The sequence below is a fragment of the Streptomyces stelliscabiei genome (assembly GCF_014873495.1).
Taxonomy (GTDB): Bacteria; Actinomycetota; Actinomycetes; order Streptomycetales; family Streptomycetaceae; genus Streptomyces; species Streptomyces bottropensis.
Genome location: NZ_JADBGF010000001.1, coordinates 4,110,472 through 4,126,190 on the forward strand (window position 1 = coordinate 4,110,472; position 15,719 = coordinate 4,126,190).

Sequence of the window (15,719 nt, forward strand, 5' to 3'; positions counted from 1 at the left end):
TGGGCCGCCGCGGGAGCGGTCAGCCCTTGTTGGCGCCGAGGGTCAGTCCGCTGACGAACTGCCGCTGGAGCGCGAAGTACACGATCAGGGTGGGGATCGCGGTGAGCAGGGCGCCGGCGGCGACCAGGTTGGGGTCGGTGAAGTACTGGCCGGAGAGGTTGTTCAGGGCCGAGGTGATCGGCATGTTCTCGCCGGTGGAGATCAGTACGAGCGCCCAGAAGAAGTCGTTGTAGATCCAGATGGAGAGCAGGGTCGCCAGGGCGGCCATCGCGGGCTTGCACAGCGGCAGCACGATCTGCCAGTACAGGCGCCACACGGACGCGCCGTCGACGAGGGCCGCCTCGGTCAGCTCGTGGGGCAGGGAGCGCATGTAGTTGCTGAGCACGAAGGCGCAGAACCCGGACTGGAAGGCCACGTGGATGAGGACGAGGCCGAGCGCGGAGTCGTAGAGCTTGCCGGACATGGTGATGCCGGGCAGGTCGATGAGCAGGTACATGCGGTACAGCGGGGTGATGATGACCTGCTGCGGGAGCAGGTTGCCGGCCGTGAAGACCAGGAGCAGGAAGAGGTTGACGCGGAAGTCGAAGCGGCTGACGTAGAACGCCACCATCGAGGACAGGAACAGCGTCAGCAGCACCGCGGGGACGGCGATGATCAGGGTGTTCACGAAGTAGTGCGTCATGTCCGACTGGGTGAACGCGTTCGTGAAGTTCTCGAAGTTCAGCGTGTCGGGCCACGAGACGTAGCCCTTCTCGCTGGTCTCGCCGTAGGGGCGCAGGGCCGCGTACAGGGCCCACAGCAGGGGTCCCAGCCACGCCAGTGACATGCCGACGAGGAAGACGTGCAGCAGGATCCGGGCGGGGCGCAGGGGTGTGCGCTCCTTGGGAGCGACGGCCGCGGCGGTGGTGTCGACGGTGGTGCTCACGCTTGCCGCTCCTTCCGGAAGGTCGCGATCAGATACGGGATGATCACGGCGAGGGAGATCACCAGGAGGACGACGGCGATCGCCGATCCGTATCCGATACGGCTGGACTCTCCGATGATGTTGTTGGTGACGAGGATGGAGAGCAGTTCCGTGCCCTCGGCGCCCTTGTTGAAGACGAAGACGAGGTCGAAGGCGCGCAGGGCCTCGATGATGGTGACGACCAGGACGACGGTGTTGGTGGGGCGCAGGGTGGGGAAGATGACGTTCTTGAACGTCTGCCACTCGTTCGCGCCGTCCAGCGCGGAGGCCTCGCGCAGGGACGGGTCGACGCCCTTGAGGCCGGCCAGGTAGAGGATCATCATGTAGCCGGTGTGGCGCCAGGACGCGGCGATGAGGATGGCCCAGAGGTTGAGGTCCGGGTCGCCGATCCAGTCGATGTAGTGGCCCGGCTCGTTGGCGCCGATGAGGCTGTTGATCAGGCCCGTGTCGGGGTTGTAGATCAGCTGCCAGACGAAGCCGATGACCGCCAGCGACATCACGACGGGCAGGAAGAACGCCGTCTGGTAGACGCGGCTGAAGCGGATGTTCTTGTCCAGCTGCACGGCCAGGAACAGCCCCAGCGGCGTCGGGATCAGGATGAGCACGACGAACCAGATGATGTTGTGCTCGACGGCGGGCCAGAACTGCGGGTTGTTGGTGAACAGTTCCTGGAAGTTGTGGAGCCCGACCCACTTGATGGAGTCGAAGCCGATGCCGTCCCAGGTGGTGAAGGCCAGCAGGATCGACGCGAAGGCCGTCACCCAGACCAGGGCGACGTGCAGGAACGTCGGCAGACCGGCCATCAGGCCCAGCGTCAGCCGGTCCCGGCGGGTGAGGAGCCGCCGATGCCCCTGGGGCACCTTGGCGGCCTTCCCGTTCTGTGCGGTTTTTGCGGCAGGGCCGGAGCCCGGAGGCGGCGTGGCCGCCTCCGGGCTCTCGGTGGGGGTGGTCGTCATGTCAGGAGGTCATCCAGTCGTGAGGACGGTCGGTCGTCAGGACGGTCGTCAGGACGCGAAGATCGTCTTCTTCTGGCGCTCGATGGACGAGAGCAGGCTGTCGACGCCCTTGGGGTCGCGGATGAACTTCTGCAGCGCCGGCTGCATCACCGTGGAGGTGAAGTCGGGGCGGCTGTCGCGGTCCATGAACTGGGTGAGGCTCTTGGCGCCCGAGATCATCTCGTACGCCTTCTTCTGCAGCGGCGAGTACGAGGAGGTGTCCGCCTTGGTGGAGGCGGCGACCACGTTCGGGTCGGCCTTGAGGTAGATCTGCTCGGCCTCGGGGGTGCCGAGGAACTCCATGAGCTTGGCCGCGCCGGACTTGTTCTTCGGGGCCTTGCTCATCATGTAGCCGTCGGTGGGCGCCTCGACGGTGTCCTGGCCGTACGCCGGGTCTATCTCCGGGAAGGCGAAGAAGTCCAGGTCCTCCAGGTCGGCCTTGTTGGTGAACTGCTGGCCCACGAAGGTGCCCAGCAGGTACATGCCCGCCTTCTTCGACACCAGGGTCTGCGCGGCGTCCTGCCAGGTACGGCCGACGGCGCCCTCCTGGTGGTACGGCAGCAGCTCGCTCCAGTGGTCGAAGACCTTGCGGACCTTGGCGTCGGTCCAGGACGCCTTGCCCGCCATCAGCTCGACGTGGAAGTCGTAGCCGTTGGTGCGGAAGTTCAGCTGGTCGAAGGTGCCCATCGCCGGCCACGCGTCCTTGTCACCGAAGGCGATCGGGACGAGCTTGTCCTTCTGCATCTGCTTGCACAGGGCGATCAGCTGGTCCCACGTGGTGGGAACCTCGTAGCCCTTCTCCTGGAAGACGCTCTTGCGGTAGAAGAGCGCCCAGGGGTAGGTGTACAGCGGCACGAAGTAGTACTTGCCGTCCGCCCCCTTGCTGAGCTTCTTCATCGCGTCGGGGAAGTTGCCGCCGATCTTGTCCCACACGTCGTCGATCGGGCTGGCGAGGCCCTTGGCCGCGAAGAACTGCATGCGGTAGCCCGCGAACCAGTGGAACACGTCGTCCGGGGTGCCCTGGAGGTAGGAGTTGATCTGCTCCTGGAACGTGTTGTGGTCCTTGGTGTTCACGTCGACCGTGATCCCGGACTGCTTCTTGAACGCCGCGTAGATCTCGGCGAACGCCTTCTTCGGCACCGCGTCCGACGCGTTGGAGCCGAGCGAGACGGTCTTCGAGTCACCGGCCGAACTGCCACTGCCGCCACAGGCGCTGAGCAGGGGGACGCCGGCGCCGAGCGCCACCGCCCCGCCGACGCCGCGCAGCACAGTGCGGCGGCTCGGGCCGGGGACGGAGAGACCGGAAGGTGTGAGGTGCATGTACGGCTCCCTGGGGACAGGTCGTTCGGTCTCAATGGCCCTCGCCGGCGACTGATCGAAAACAATCAGAAACCAACTCGACCGAACATCGGTGGCCGCCATAACAGCTCTATGTCATGTCATGCGTCAAGACTTCTTGTCCCCCTTTGTTGAAACGTAATCCCTGGATGTCGAAACGTGACCGACACATACGTGACCCGTGTCACACCTGGGCGGGGCCGCATCCATGGAGCACGTGATCGCGCAAGATCGCCCACCGAGGTCAGCCACCGCCGTCCCCCACCCGCGCGGAGGCCGTTCCGAAGTGTTTGCGTCGGCGTATCGGCACTCCCCGGCGTCCCCTGCGCGCCGGCGCCCCGCCGCCGCCCGCAGCCCCGCCCCCGTCGAGCTGGATCCAGATCCGCACCTCGGTGCCGCCCAGCACCGACGACCCGAGGCGGACGTCACCGCCGGTCGACTCGGCGAGCCTGCGCACGATGTCCAGGCCGAGCCCGGTCGAGCCGTCGCTGCCGGAGCCCCGCCCACGGGCCATGGCGGCCTCGGGATCGGCGATGCCCGGCCCCGCGTCGGAGACCAGGACGATCACCGCGTCCTCGGCGTTGTGCACGTCCACCGCGAAGGCCGTGCCCTGGTCCGTGTGCCGGAAGACGTTGCCGAGGAGGGCGTCCAGCGCGGCGGCGAGGTCGGCCCGGGCGACGGGTATGCGGACGGGCCGCTCGGCCCCGGCCACCCGCCACGTGCGGCCCTCGTCCTCCGCGAGCGCCGACCAGAACGCCATCCGCTCCCGCACCACCTCGGCCGCGTCGCACCCGGCGCCGGGCCCCGCCACCGCCGTCCGGGGCTTGGCCTCCCGCGCCGTACGGATGATCGCGTCGACCTCCCGCTCCAGCTGCTCGACCGCCGCCCGCGTCTGCTCGGCGGCCGGCCCGTCGCCGAGCGAGGCCGCGTTGAGCCGCAGCACGGTCAGCGGTGTGCGCAGCCGGTGCGACAGATCCGCCGCCAACTCCCGCTCGTTCGCCAGCAGTTGCACCACCTGGTCGGCCATCGCGTTGAAGGCCGTCGCCGCCAGGCGCAGTTCCTTCGGCCCCTTCTCCGGAACCCTCGCGCCCAACTGCCCCTCCCCCAGTTCGCGGGCGCTCTCCACCAGCCGCCGCGCGGGCCGGACCATACGCACCCCGAGCCGGTCGGCCACCGCCACCGAGCCGACGATCAGCAGGGCACCCACCCCGGCGAGCACCGCCCACGCCGTGGCGAGCCCCCGGCTCACCTCCGACGCGGGCACGTACACCTCCACCACCGCTATCGCGCCGGAGCCGATCGCGGTCGGCTGGAGCAGCGTGGACCCGCCGGGCACCCGCGTGGTGGAGGCCCGGCCCAGCTCGCGGACCGTCGCGATGTCCCGGTCGGACGCCCGCTGCCGGCCCAGGTCGAGCGCGGCGGTCCCCGTGCCGTCCGCCGGCAGGTGCACCGCCATCCCGTCGTCCGAGCCGGCCGAGGCGACGACCCGCTCCAGCTGCTCCCGGCCGGTGGTGATGGAGAGCGCCGGGGCGATCGCGGCCGCCTCCCGCTCGGCATGGGAGAAGGCCCGGTCCCGTGCCATCTCCTTGACGACCAGCCCGAGCGGCACCGCGAAGGCCACCACGACCATCGCCGTCACCGCCAGGCACACCTTGACCAGGGCCCACCTCATGGCCCCGCTCCCGCCCCCGGCGGCTCCAGCTTCACACCGACCCCGCGCAGCGTGTGCAGATAGCGCGGCTCGGCCGCCGTCTCCCCCAACTTCCGCCGCAGCCACGACAGATGCACGTCGATGGTCTGGTCGTCCCCGTACGACTGCTGCCACACCTCGGCCAGCAGCTCCCTGCGCGCGACGACCACACCGGGCCGCCCGGCCAGGAACGCGAGCAGGTCGAACTCGCGCCGGGTGAGGTCGAGTCGTACGCCGTCCAGCGCGGCCTGACGGCGCAGCGGGTCGATCGCGAGGCCGCCGACCCGGATGACCGTGGAAGGGGGCCCCGCACCGGCGAAGGCGCGGGAGCGGCGCAGTACGGCGGCCATCCGGGCGGACAGGTGCTCGACCGAGAACGGCTTGGTCAGGTAGTCGTCCGCGCCCGCGTTCAACAGGCGGACGATCTCCGCCTCGTCGTCCCTCGCCGTCGCGATGATCACCGGGACGTCCGTGATGCCGCGCAGCATCTTCAGCGCCTCCGAGCCGTCGAGGTCCGGCAGCCCGAGGTCGAGGACGACCACGTCGAAACGGACGTGCGCGACCTCGCGCAGCGCCTCCAGGGCCGTACCGACGCTGCGCACGGTGTGCGCGGCGTCCGTCAGATGCCTGATCAGCGCCGAGCGTACGAACGGGTCGTCCTCGACCACGAGCACACTTGCCATGCGCCGCACCGTACGCCATGCGCGGGAGCCCGGTCGGGGCCTGTGGACAACTCACGCGGGAGCCCCGCGCGCAGGCCCGTGAACGGACCGGCGACCCCCTGCCCCACGACACCGCCGGGGCGCGTGGGGCAGGATGGCCGCGATGCGCAGAGGACTCCTACACGTACTGGCCTGGCTGCTCGCCACGGGCGCGGCGGTCACGGTGACGTGGTGGGGCGTCCACACGGTGATGGCCGGCACGGCCTACGACCCGCCCCGCGCCCTGCCCATCACGGCCGCCGACGCACGGGCCGAGGCAGCCCCGACGCCGGTCACCACGGCGCCCCTGCCGGAGCCCTCGAAGAGCGCCAGGGCACCGGCGAGGCGCGACGCGGACGAGCCGTCCCCCACCCCCTCGCAGCCGCCGGGGTCCGCGGAGCCCGGCCCCGGTCCGAGCACCGGCGCCCCGGCCGATGAGGGCGAGATCAAGGCGTACGACACCGAGGGCGGCCGGGTCGTCCTCTCGCTCGGCGAGCAGTACGCGACGCTCGTGTCGGCGACACCCGGCTCGGGCTGGTCGATGCAGGTGTGGAAGACGGAGACCTGGATCCGGGTCGACTTCGCCGCCGGCGCGGACCGGGTGTCGGTGTTCTGCACCTGGCACGACAGCGCGCCCCGGGTGGACGTGCAGAACTTCTGAGGAGGAGCGGCGCCTCCCGCGAGCCGGCGCGTCCCACGGGCCGACGCGTCCCACGGGCCGACGCGTCCACGAAGCGAGGCGTCCACGAAGCGGCGCCCTCAGGGCCGTTACTTCTGGAAATCGGGGAACCTCAGCGGAACGCCGACGACGGCGGCGCGGGTGAGGCCACCGCGCCCGCGTCCGTCACCGGCTGGGCCCCGCCCGTGAAGTCGGTGAGCGCCCTGCCGTGTTCGACCCGGCCGGGGTGCGGGTCGGAGGCGGCGCGGCGGGTCAGTTCGGCGACGGGCAGGGGCAGGCCGGAGGCGACGAGCACCGCGTTGCCGAACCGTCTGCCCCGCAGCACGGTGGGGTCGGCGATCAGCGCCAGTTCCGGGAAGACGACGGCGGCGGTGGCGATCTGGCCGCGCAGATGGGCCAGCGGCGGGCCGTCGGCGAGGTTGGCGGCGTAGTACCCGTCGGGCTTGACCACCCGCCGCACCTCCGTGAGGAACTCCGTCGACGTCAGATGCGCCGGAGTGCGAGCCTCGCTGAACACATCCGCTATGACCAGGTCCGCCCACCCGTCGGGCACCTTCGCGAGCCCCTCGCGCGCGTCCGTGGACCGCACGCGTACGCGCGCGTTGGGGTCCAGGGGCAGTTCGCGCCGGACCAGCCGGACGAGGGCCGCGTCCCGCTCGACGACCTGCTGGGTGGAGCGGGGGCGCGTGGCGGCGACGTACCGGGCGAGGGTGAAGGCGCCTCCGCCGAGGTGCACGGCGTGCACGGGCCGGCCGGCCGGGGCGACGAGATCGATGACGTGCCCGATCCGGCGCTGGTACTCGAACGACAGATACGCGGGATCGTCGAGATCGACGTGCGACTGCGGCGCCCCGTCGACCAGCAACGTCCACGCCCGGGGCCGGTCCCGGTCCGGCAGCAGCTCGGCGAGCCCCCCGTCGACCTCCTCGACGACCGCGTCGGCCCCCTGCCCACGCCGCCCCTGCCCCTGCCCCTTCTTCGACCTGCCCATTCACCCATTATCGAGGGTGGAGGGCCCCACGACGCACCGGGCACCTGGAAGGGCCCCTTCAGGGGCGCGGGGCTCTGACATATGCGGCTCCGCCGCGTGGGCGCGACAAGCCACGACGAATCCGCACCCGCCGACACCCGGAAGCCCTACGTCGAGGACGCGCACCTCAACGGCAGTTGTCCGCCGCCTCGATCAACCGCGCCGCCTCGCCCAGCGCGGCGCGCAGCACCGCCGGATCCGTCGCGAGGTCCGCCTCCCCCGGCGGCAGCAGCCAGTCCGCCCCGTCCGCGGGGACCAGGACCGCCCCGCGCCCGTCGCTCTGCGTGCACGTGCTCCCCGGTACGTCCCACGCGTCGGCCGTACCGGGCGGCACCAGGAACCCGAGGGTGTCGCAGGTGTCGTCGTGCAGTACCGGCCCGACCGCCATGACGGGCCCCACCACGTCGAGGGCGCCCCGGCGGAGGATGTCGACCGCCTCCAGCCCCTGCCGCGCGGGCACGGTCACCAGGTCGCACTCGGAACGGGGTTCGTGGTTCTTCATCCGGGCCTCCCACGCCTACCAGCCCCCTGCCCAACGCGCCGCCCCGTCAACGGCTACGGCGAAACTGCGCCGCAAAGGATGGCAGTTCATGGCATATCCGGGATGAGATATCCGGTTTGTAGCCAAACCTCGCGTGGGGGCCTCGATCGGGCGGGTACGTTCTTGCCCCGCCGGACACAGCGGAACCAACCGTGCAGCACGCACACAAGTCCTCCTGAATCCGGCATGGTTCGACGGTTCGCGAGAGAGGGCCCGGCCATGACGTCGTCATCGGTGACCTCGTCCCAGTTCCCCCGGCCACAGCGGCCGAACCTCGCCTTCAGACGGCTGCGCGGGCAGCGTTCGCCGGGCGAGTTCGCCTCGGCGGTGCGGCGGGCCGCGCTGGAGATCGGCGAGCGGGTGAGCTGTGACGCTCGTTACGTCGGGCGGGTCGAGTCGGGCGAGATCCGCTGCCCCAACTACGCCTACGAACGGGTGTTCCTGCACATGTTCCCCGGCCGGACACTGACCGACCTGGGGTTCGCGCCCCGCGCGGAGGTACGCGGTCGGGGGGCGCGCGCCGCCGAGGACGCGCCCTCCCCTCGCAACGAGAGCCGTTCTCACCCCGCACCCGGAGTGAGGGGTGAGACGGAAGGGACGTACGAGCCGTATGACACGCAAGAGATGTACGACATGCAGGACCCGCGGGGCGACACGGGCTATGTGCGCGGCCGGCGGGGCACGCAGCACACGTACCGGAACCACGAGGAGAGCGACGTGCAACGTCGCGCATTCATGACCGGGGGTACCGCCGCGATGGCGGCCGCCTCGCTCGGCCCCTTCACCCTGGGGGGCGCGGCCTCGGCCGCCGACCGCCCCGTCCACCGGGCGGGCACGGGGGAAGCGGGGGCGCTCGAAGCCGCCGTGCGCAAGATCCGGCTGCTGGACGACCGGCACGGGGCCGACGGGCTGTACCGCAGGGCCTCGGCACCGCTGCGGGCGGCGTACGCGCTGCTCGACGCGGGCACCACCCGGCAGGCCACCGCCGACCGGCTGTACGCGGGAGCCGGGGAACTGGCCATCTCCGTGGGCTGGCTGGCCCACGACTCCGGGCGCTTCGACGACGCCCGCTCGCACTACGCGGAGGCGCTCGCGACGGCCCGGATGTCGGGGGACCCGGGTCTGGAGGCGCACGCGTTCTGCAACACGGCGTTCCTCGCGCGCGACGCGGGCCGGCCGCGCGAGGCGGTACGGGCGGCGCAGGCCGCGCAGCGGGTCGCCCGGCCGCTCGGGTCGCCCCGGCTGATGTCCCTGCTGGCGCTGCGGGAGGCGGGCGGCTGGGCGGGGCTCGCCGACCGCACCGGGTGCGAGCAGGCGCTGGCCCGGGCGCACGCCCTGTACGGACGGGGCGCCGCCGAGGCCGACCCGGAGTGGATGAGCTTCTACGGGGAGGCCGAGCTGGAGGGCCTGGAGGCGCAGTGCTGGTCCACGCTGGGCGACTGGCCCCGGGCGGCCCGGCACGCGCGCCGGGCGGCCGGTCTGCAGAACCCGCACTTCACCCGGAACATCGCGCTCTACACGGCCGAACTGGCCGACGACCTCGCGCGCGGGGGCCGGCCCGACGAGGCCGCGGCGGCCGGCATGCGGGTCCTCGACCTCCTCGACGAGGTCCAGTCCTCCCGCGTCCAGCAGATGCTGGCGGGCACGGCCCGGGTGCTCCTGCCGCACCGCCGGGCCACGGGGGTGTCGGCGTTCCTGGAACGGCACGCGGGGGTCGCGCGGACGGCGTAGCGGGCCGTCCCCGGCCGCCGGGGTCCGTCAGTGGCCCGCCAGGTGCCCGGTGTCGTTCCAGGACTCGATCGCCGGGTCGCCGTAGGCCCAGCCGAGGACCGACAGGGACGTGGGGCTGAGGCGGATCCGGGCGGCGAAGGTGAGGTCGAGGCCCAGCCAGCGCGCGGCTATGGAGCGCAGGACGTGCCCGTGGGCGAAGACGAGGACGTCGCGTTCGGCGGAACGCGCCCACGCGACCACCTCGTCCGCGCGCGCGGAGAGCTGTTCGAGGGTCTCCCCCTCGGGAACACCGTCACGCCACATGAGCCAGCCGGGCCGGAAGGTCTGGATCTCGGCGGGGGTCAGCCCCTCGTACGCCCCGTAGTCCACCTCCATCAGCGTGTCCCACTCGGTGGCGCGGTCGCCGAAGCCCGCCAGATCGCAGGTCTCACGCGCGCGGGAGAGGGGACTCGTCCTGACGTCGACGCCGGGCAGCCCGTCCAGGGGTGCCCGGTGCAGGCGCTCCCCGAGAAGCTTGGCACCGCGCCGGCCCTCTTCGAGGAGCGGGATGTCCGTCCTGCCGGTGTGCTTCCCGAGCAGGGACCATTCCGTCTGTCCGTGTCGGGCCAGCAGGATGCGCGGTGCCATGAGCGACCTTTCGGGGGCCTTCTGCGAGAAGGAAGAATGGGGAGGCGGATGCGTCCATCATCGCTCACGCTGTCGGGGGGCAACCCGGGAGGCGATCTGTGCGTCTTGGACATCGTCTTGCACAAGGGCCACAGCCGAACCACATATGGATGAACACCGCACGCAGGTGACCACCGAGGCACGCAGATGGGGGAGACGTCGGATGCCGCAGACCGAGGCGACCGAGGCACCGGTTACCAGAAGGACCGGCGCACCGGTTACCGAGGAGGCGCCGGCCGCGCGGCCCCGCTGGTGGACCGAGCTGCCGCTGATCCTGCTGGTGTACGGGGCCTACTCGGCCGGCCGGCTCCTCGCGCGCGGTGACACCGCCCACGCCGTCGACCACGGTCTGTCGATCCTGCGGATCGAGAAGGCCCTGTGGCTCGACGCCGAGCACCCGCTGAACCGCCTGTTCACCCGGGAGCCCTGGATCGGGATACCCGCCGACTTCTGGTACGCGTCGCTGCACTACCTGGTCACGCCCGCGCTGCTGGTCTGGCTGTTCCGGTCCCGCGCCGTGCGCTACCGCGCGGCCCGCACCTGGCTGCTGACCTCCACCTTCATCGGTCTCATCGGCTTCACCCTGCTCCCCACCTGCCCGCCCCGGCTGCTGGACCCCGCCCACGGCTTCGTCGACACGATGGCCCAGTACAGCGCGTGGGGCTGGTGGGGCGGCGAGGCCAGCGCGCCCCGGGGGCTGGGCGGCATGACCAACCAGTACGCGGCGATGCCGAGCCTGCACGTCGGCTGGGCCCTGTGGTGCGGGGTGATCCTGTGGCGCTTCGGGAGCGGCTCGCGCCTGGTGCGGACGGCAGCCGTCGCGTACCCGCTGATCACCACGATCGTGGTGATGGGCACCGCGAACCACTACTTCCTCGACGCGGTGGCGGGCGCCGCCGTGATGGGGGCGGGTCTGCTGCTGACACCGCTGGTGCTGCGGACCGCGGACCGGTGCCGGGCGGCGCTCGGACTCGCGGCGGCGGCCGAGGACCGGTTCGGCGGCTTCGGCGGACGGCCCGCGGAGGAGCCCGTCGCTCCCGCCACCGCCGCCTCGCGGGGCTCGGTCTCCCCCATTGTCAGTGGGGAGTGCCAGACTTCCCCGGGTGAGCGAATTCCACGGCAGCGGATCATCGAGCCCGAGCCGGGTGCCGTCCCCGCGGAAGCAGGGGACGGCGCTGCGGCAGCGGCTCGCTGAGCTGCGCGGCCCCGAGGTCCCCCCCAAGGCGCTGGACGCGCGCGCCCTCGCCGCGCTCGCTGCCAACCCGGGCTGTGAGCGCCGCGCGCTGCTGGACGGCGCCGGGGTGAACAAGGCGGTGCTGGCCGACGCGCTCGGCTCGCCCTCCGCCTTCGGCCAGTCCCAGTTCGCCTTCATGCGGGGCAACGCCTTCGAGGCCCGCGTCAAGGCGGACGGCGGCGCCGAGCTGCTGCGGCTGGTGCACGAGAGACTGGACCCCGGCGCCGAGCCCCCGGCCTCGGCCTCGGTCCCCGACCTCACGGCCGTGGGCCCCGAGGGCCGCGCCGCCCGCACGGCCCTGGCGCTGCGCGAGGCCACCGACACCGGCGGCTGGACGCTGCTCGACCACCCGATGCTCGCGCTCGACGTCGCGGGTACGCCCGCGTTCCTGGAGCCGGACGCGGTGGTGGTCCACCCCGACGGCACCTGGTCGGTCGTGGAGATCAAGTCCTTCCCGATGCTGGACGGTTCGGCGGACGCGGCGAAGGTGAGCGCGGCGGCCCGCCAGTCCGCGGTGTACGTGCTGGCCCTGGAGGAGGTCGCCGCCCGGCTCGGCGGCGCGACGCGCGAGGGCGCCCCCGCGCCCGAGGTCCGCCACCGGGTGCTGCTCGTCTGCCCCAGGGACTTCTCCAACCTCCCGACGGCCGCCGCGGTGGACATCCGCAAGCAGCGGGCGGTCACCCGCCGGCAGCTGACACGGCTGACCCGGATCGAGGAGATCGCGGACACCCTCCCCGAGGGCACCTGCTTCGCCACCGACCTCCCGCGCGAGCGGCTGACGACGGCCGTCGAGGCGCTGTCCGCCACCTACGCCCCCGAGTGTCTCGCCGCCTGCGAGCTGGCCTTCCACTGCCGGGACCGCTCCCGTACGGAGGGCGCGGTGACCTCCCTGGGCCGGGGCGCGCGCGCCGAGCTGGGCGGCCTCACGACGGTCGACGAGGTCCTGGCGGCCGCCCACGGCAGGGCCGGCGACCCGGACGACCCCGCCGTGGCGGCGTTGCGCCGGGCGGCGGAGCTGCGGGCGGAGGCGCTCGGCACCGCGGGCGCGGCACGGGAGGGCGCCGCGTGTCGCTGATCACCACCCTCGCCCGCCTCGAAGCCGTCAGCTCGGGCCGCGCCCAGCCCACGGCCACCGTCCTGCACCGACATCTGTCGGACCGGCCCCTGGTCCTCGTGCCGCTCACCACCGCCGGTGAGGCCGGGGCCCCGCTCGGCGCGCTCGTCGGCACCGACCGGGACGCGCCCCGGCTGCTGGTGGTGCCCCAGCCCCGCGACCGCGACCTGCGATTCGCGTTCCTGGCCGAGCTGGCGGACATCGTGCTGCCGTACGTGGACTCGTACGCCGACGTCGTGGAGGCCGCCGAACGCAGCGAGACCGACCCGGAGACCGGCAAGCGGGTCAAGGTCGAGGTCGAACTGTGCGCGGACGCCCCCCAGTTGATCCTGCCGAGCCGGACGGGCATCGATCTCGTACGGCTCCTCGGGCGCTCCATGCGGTTCCGGCGCACCGCCGAGCAGGACCCGGAGGCTCCCCATCCGGCGCCGCCGCGCGTGCCGTTGCTCGGGCGGTGGCTCACCCACTTCGGGGAGCGCGCGCGGGTGCCGGGCTCCTCGCTGCTGCTCGCGCTGACCGATCTGCTGTCACGGCACTGGGCGACCGGGCAGTCCGGGGTGGAGGACCAGCACCTGGGGTCGCTGCTGGCCTGGATCGACCCCCCGGAGGGGGAGTCGGGGGAGGTGGCGGCGCGGCGGGCCGAGCTGGCGCGGGACGCCGAGGGCCAGTTGCTGTGCCCGCCCGCCGGGCCCGCGACCGACCCGGCGTTCGACAACAGGCTGCTGGCCCCGGCCATCGAGCGGTACGACCGGGCACGGCTCGCGCTGGCCGCCGCCGAGGACGGTCTGGAGGCGGACGACCGGCTGGGCTCCCTGACCGCCGCCGAGCGGGAGATCCGCGCCCTGGTGGAGAGCCGCACCCGGCCCACCTGGGACGCGGTCTGGCACGGCCTGGACCTGCTGCGCGCCCTGCCGGAGGGCGCCCACGCGGCCGACCGGTGGACCCGCGACCGCTGGTCCTTCACCGGCCACCGGGACCGGATCGTCGCCGGGGAACCCCCGCAGCCCCGGATCGACGACGCGGTCACGGCGGCGAACAAACTGGCCGCGCGCGAGCGGGAACAGGCCCGGCTCGACGCCCAGGAGGCCCTGGACGACCCCCTGGTCATGGCCGGGCGGCGGCTGGCCGGGGAGGCGTTCGCCGGTGAGGTCACGGACGTCGTGATGGCGTACAGCGAGGGCAAGCGGCCGAGCCCTCGGCCGCTGGTCACCGTACGGACCGAGGACCGGCCGCATCTCGGGGAGCGCGCGAAGGTGTACCGCTCGCTGGGCGGGAAGCCGCAGACGGCCGAGTTCGTGGGGTACGAGACGGACGCGGAGGGCGAGGGCCCGGACGGCGGCCTAGTGGTGCTGCGGATCATGGACAAGATGGGGCGGGGCAAGGAGCCGGAGGCGGGGTCGGTCCCCGAGAAGGGGGACGCGCTCTGTTTCACCCTGTTCGAGCACGACCAGCGGGGCGGGGCGAAGCTGCCGGACCCGGAGGAGACCCCGTGGACGCACGGCGGGCCGCCGGGTGAGCCCGGCGCCGTGCCGCTGCCGGACCCGGTGACCGAGGAGGACGTCCTGTGAGCCCCACCGAGGCCGTGCTCGACCCCGGGGCCGCGGCGGGCCGGGCCACCGACGCCATCCTGCGCGACACGCTGCACGGCGACGCGCGCGGTGTCGTCGTCGACTCGCCGCCCGGTGCCGGGAAGTCGACGCTCGTCGTCCGCGCCGCGCTCGAACTCGCCTCCGCCGGGCGCCCGCTGATGGTGATCGCGCAGACGAACGCGCAGGTCGACGACCTGGTGATCCGGCTCGCCGAGAAGGACCCTGACCTCCCGGTCGGCCGGCTGCACAGCAGCGACAGCGACCCGTACGACAAGGCGCTGGACGAACTCGCGAACGTACGGAAGTCGACGAAGGCGACCGATCTGGCCGGGCTGGACGTGGTGATCTCCACGGCCGCGAAGTGGGCGCACGTCAAGGGCGTCGAGCCGTGGCGGCACGCGATCGTCGACGAGGCGTACCAGATGCGGTCGGACGCGCTGCTGGCCGTGGCGGGGCTGTTCGAGCGGGCGCTGTTCGTGGGCGACCCCGGGCAGTTGGACCCGTTCGCGATCGTGGGCAGCGAGCAGTGGGCGGGGCTGTCGTACGACCCGTCGGCCTCGGCGGTGACGACGCTGCTGGCCCACAATCCCGAGCTGCCCCAGCACCGGCTGCCGGTGTCGTGGCGGCTTCCGGCGTCGGCGGCGCCCCTGGTGTCCGACGCGTTCTATCCGTTCACCCCCTTCCGCAGCGGTACGGGCCACGGGGACCGGCGGCTCGGGTTCGCGGTGCCGTCGGACGGCTCCGGTCCGGACCGGGTGATCGACGAGGCGGCCGAGTCGGGGTGGGGGCTGCTGGAGCTGCCGGCTCGGCACACGCCACGGACCGACCCGGAGGCGGTGCGTGCGGTCGCCCTGGTCGTACGGCGGCTCCTCGACCGGGGTGGGGCGGCCACCTCCGAGCGGTCCGAGGAGCCCGTGCCACTGACCGCCGACCGGATCGCCGTCGGCACGGCCCACCGCGACCAGGCCGCCGCGGTGCGCGCCGCGCTGGCCGAGCTGGGCGTCCGCGACGTGGTCGTGGACACGGCGAACCGGTTGCAGGGGCGGGAGTACGACGTCACGGTCGTCCTGCACCCGCTGTCCGGGCGGCCCGACGCGACGGCGTTCCACCTGGAGACCGGGCGGCTGTGCGTCCTCGCCTCCCGGCACCGGCACGCGTGCGTCGTGGTGTGCCGGGCGGGCGTCACCGACCTGCTCGACGACCATCCCTCGACCGAGCCGGTGCAGCTGGGGGTGACCGTGAAGTTCCCGGACGGGTGGGAGGCGAACCACGCGGTGCTGGCGGAGCTGGCGGAGCACCGGGTGGGCTGGCGGCCGTAGGTCCCCTCCCCCTTCGGGCTCGGGCGGAACTGAGCGGGGCGGCGCCTGCGGGACGTAGGTGTGTGGGGGGCCGCGGGTGGGGAGCCTGGGCAGGGTCGGTGCCCACTTGCGCGGTCACGAGAGAATGG

At 72.7% G+C, this 15,719-nt stretch carries 14 protein-coding genes; 6 read left to right on the plus strand and 8 right to left on the minus strand.

The window, feature by feature from the left end; genetic code table 11:
* Nucleotides 1–19: 19 nt before the first annotated feature.
* From H4687_RS18145 to H4687_RS18165, 5 genes are all read right to left on the minus strand, one after another.
* Entirely contained in the window at nt 20–925 is a 906-nt protein-coding gene (locus H4687_RS18145) for a carbohydrate ABC transporter permease (protein WP_046917702.1), read from the minus strand.
* Nucleotides 922–1,920, minus strand: coding sequence for a carbohydrate ABC transporter permease (locus H4687_RS18150; RefSeq protein WP_005486540.1), 999 nt, complete (start codon nt 1,918–1,920; stop codon nt 922–924). Before H4687_RS18150 ends, H4687_RS18145 begins: the two co-directional genes overlap by 4 nt.
* 48 nt (nt 1,921–1,968) lie before the next feature.
* Nucleotides 1,969–3,279: an ABC transporter substrate-binding protein gene (locus tag H4687_RS18155; protein ID WP_020115520.1), complete on the minus strand. Its 1,311-nt coding sequence runs from the start codon at nt 3,277–3,279 to the stop codon at nt 1,969–1,971.
* A 262-nt stretch (nt 3,280–3,541) separates the two neighbouring features.
* Nucleotides 3,542–4,969: a sensor histidine kinase gene (locus H4687_RS18160; RefSeq protein WP_046917701.1), complete on the minus strand. Its 1,428-nt coding sequence runs from the start codon at nt 4,967–4,969 to the stop codon at nt 3,542–3,544.
* On the minus strand, nt 4,966–5,670 hold the full coding sequence (locus H4687_RS18165; RefSeq protein WP_046917700.1) for a response regulator transcription factor: 705 nt from the start codon (nt 5,668–5,670) through the stop codon (nt 4,966–4,968). Before H4687_RS18165 ends, H4687_RS18160 begins: the two co-directional genes overlap by 4 nt.
* Nucleotides 5,671–5,803: 133 nt before the next feature.
* On the opposite strand from H4687_RS18165, the gene H4687_RS18170 reads away from it, so the two are divergent.
* Nucleotides 5,804–6,349, plus strand: coding sequence for a hypothetical protein (locus H4687_RS18170; RefSeq protein ID WP_097250106.1), 546 nt, complete (start codon nt 5,804–5,806; stop codon nt 6,347–6,349).
* 130 nt (nt 6,350–6,479) lie between these two features.
* Here H4687_RS18170 and H4687_RS18175 read toward each other — a convergent pair whose 3' ends face one another.
* Both H4687_RS18175 and H4687_RS18180 read right to left on the minus strand, forming a co-directional pair.
* Nucleotides 6,480–7,358: a spermidine synthase gene (locus tag H4687_RS18175; RefSeq protein WP_046917698.1), complete on the minus strand. Its 879-nt coding sequence runs from the start codon at nt 7,356–7,358 to the stop codon at nt 6,480–6,482.
* Between the two features lie 166 nt (nt 7,359–7,524).
* Nucleotides 7,525–7,899, minus strand: a complete 375-nt coding sequence (locus tag H4687_RS18180; protein WP_005486548.1) for a hypothetical protein — start codon at nt 7,897–7,899, stop codon at nt 7,525–7,527.
* A gap of 258 nt (nt 7,900–8,157) precedes the next feature.
* Between H4687_RS18180 and H4687_RS18185 the strand changes: the two genes are divergently transcribed.
* Nucleotides 8,158–9,669, plus strand: coding sequence for a hypothetical protein (locus tag H4687_RS18185; protein ID WP_046917697.1), 1,512 nt, complete (start codon nt 8,158–8,160; stop codon nt 9,667–9,669).
* A gap of 27 nt (nt 9,670–9,696) precedes the next feature.
* On the opposite strand, the gene H4687_RS18190 is transcribed toward H4687_RS18185, so the two are convergent.
* A complete protein-coding gene (locus tag H4687_RS18190) occupies nt 9,697–10,296 on the minus strand; it encodes a histidine phosphatase family protein (RefSeq protein ID WP_046917696.1) in 600 nt (199 codons plus the stop codon).
* Nucleotides 10,297–10,498: 202 nt separating this feature from the next.
* On the opposite strand from H4687_RS18190, the gene H4687_RS18195 reads away from it, so the two are divergent.
* From H4687_RS18195 to H4687_RS18210, 4 genes are read left to right on the plus strand one after another with little or no spacing between them, the layout of a single operon-like run.
* The gene (locus H4687_RS18195; RefSeq protein ID WP_046917695.1) at nt 10,499–11,530 is read left to right on the plus strand and encodes a phosphatase PAP2 family protein; all 1,032 of its coding nucleotides are present in this window, start codon (nt 10,499–10,501) and stop codon (nt 11,528–11,530) included.
* Nucleotides 11,481–12,644, plus strand: a complete 1,164-nt coding sequence (locus H4687_RS18200) for a hypothetical protein (RefSeq protein WP_046917694.1) — start codon at nt 11,481–11,483, stop codon at nt 12,642–12,644. Before H4687_RS18195 ends, H4687_RS18200 begins: the two co-directional genes overlap by 50 nt.
* The gene (locus H4687_RS18205; protein WP_046917693.1) at nt 12,635–14,251 is read left to right on the plus strand and encodes a hypothetical protein; all 1,617 of its coding nucleotides are present in this window, start codon (nt 12,635–12,637) and stop codon (nt 14,249–14,251) included. Before H4687_RS18200 ends, H4687_RS18205 begins: the two co-directional genes overlap by 10 nt.
* Nucleotides 14,248–15,591, plus strand: coding sequence for an AAA family ATPase (locus H4687_RS18210; RefSeq protein WP_046917692.1), 1,344 nt, complete (start codon nt 14,248–14,250; stop codon nt 15,589–15,591). The genes H4687_RS18205 and H4687_RS18210 overlap by 4 nt, the downstream gene beginning before the upstream one ends.
* Nucleotides 15,592–15,719 lie beyond the last annotated feature (128 nt).

Coding starts and splice junctions, on each gene's coding strand:
- H4687_RS18165 (WP_046917700.1), bottom strand. CDS start 5,670: ATGGCAAGTGTGCTCGTGGTCGAGGACGACCCGTTCGTACGCTCGGCG.
- H4687_RS18160 (WP_046917701.1), bottom strand. CDS start 4,969: ATGAGGTGGGCCCTGGTCAAGGTGTGCCTGGCGGTGACGGCGATGGTC.
- H4687_RS18185 (WP_046917697.1), top strand. CDS start 8,158: ATGACGTCGTCATCGGTGACCTCGTCCCAGTTCCCCCGGCCACAGCGG.
- H4687_RS18175 (WP_046917698.1), bottom strand. CDS start 7,358: ATGGGCAGGTCGAAGAAGGGGCAGGGGCAGGGGCGGCGTGGGCAGGGG.
- H4687_RS18170 (WP_097250106.1), top strand. CDS start 5,804: ATGGCCGCGATGCGCAGAGGACTCCTACACGTACTGGCCTGGCTGCTC.
- H4687_RS18180 (WP_005486548.1), bottom strand. CDS start 7,899: ATGAAGAACCACGAACCCCGTTCCGAGTGCGACCTGGTGACCGTGCCC.
- H4687_RS18195 (WP_046917695.1), top strand. CDS start 10,499: ATGCCGCAGACCGAGGCGACCGAGGCACCGGTTACCAGAAGGACCGGC.
- H4687_RS18150 (WP_005486540.1), bottom strand. CDS start 1,920: ATGACGACCACCCCCACCGAGAGCCCGGAGGCGGCCACGCCGCCTCCG.
- H4687_RS18190 (WP_046917696.1), bottom strand. CDS start 10,296: ATGGCACCGCGCATCCTGCTGGCCCGACACGGACAGACGGAATGGTCC.
- H4687_RS18155 (WP_020115520.1), bottom strand. CDS start 3,279: ATGCACCTCACACCTTCCGGTCTCTCCGTCCCCGGCCCGAGCCGCCGC.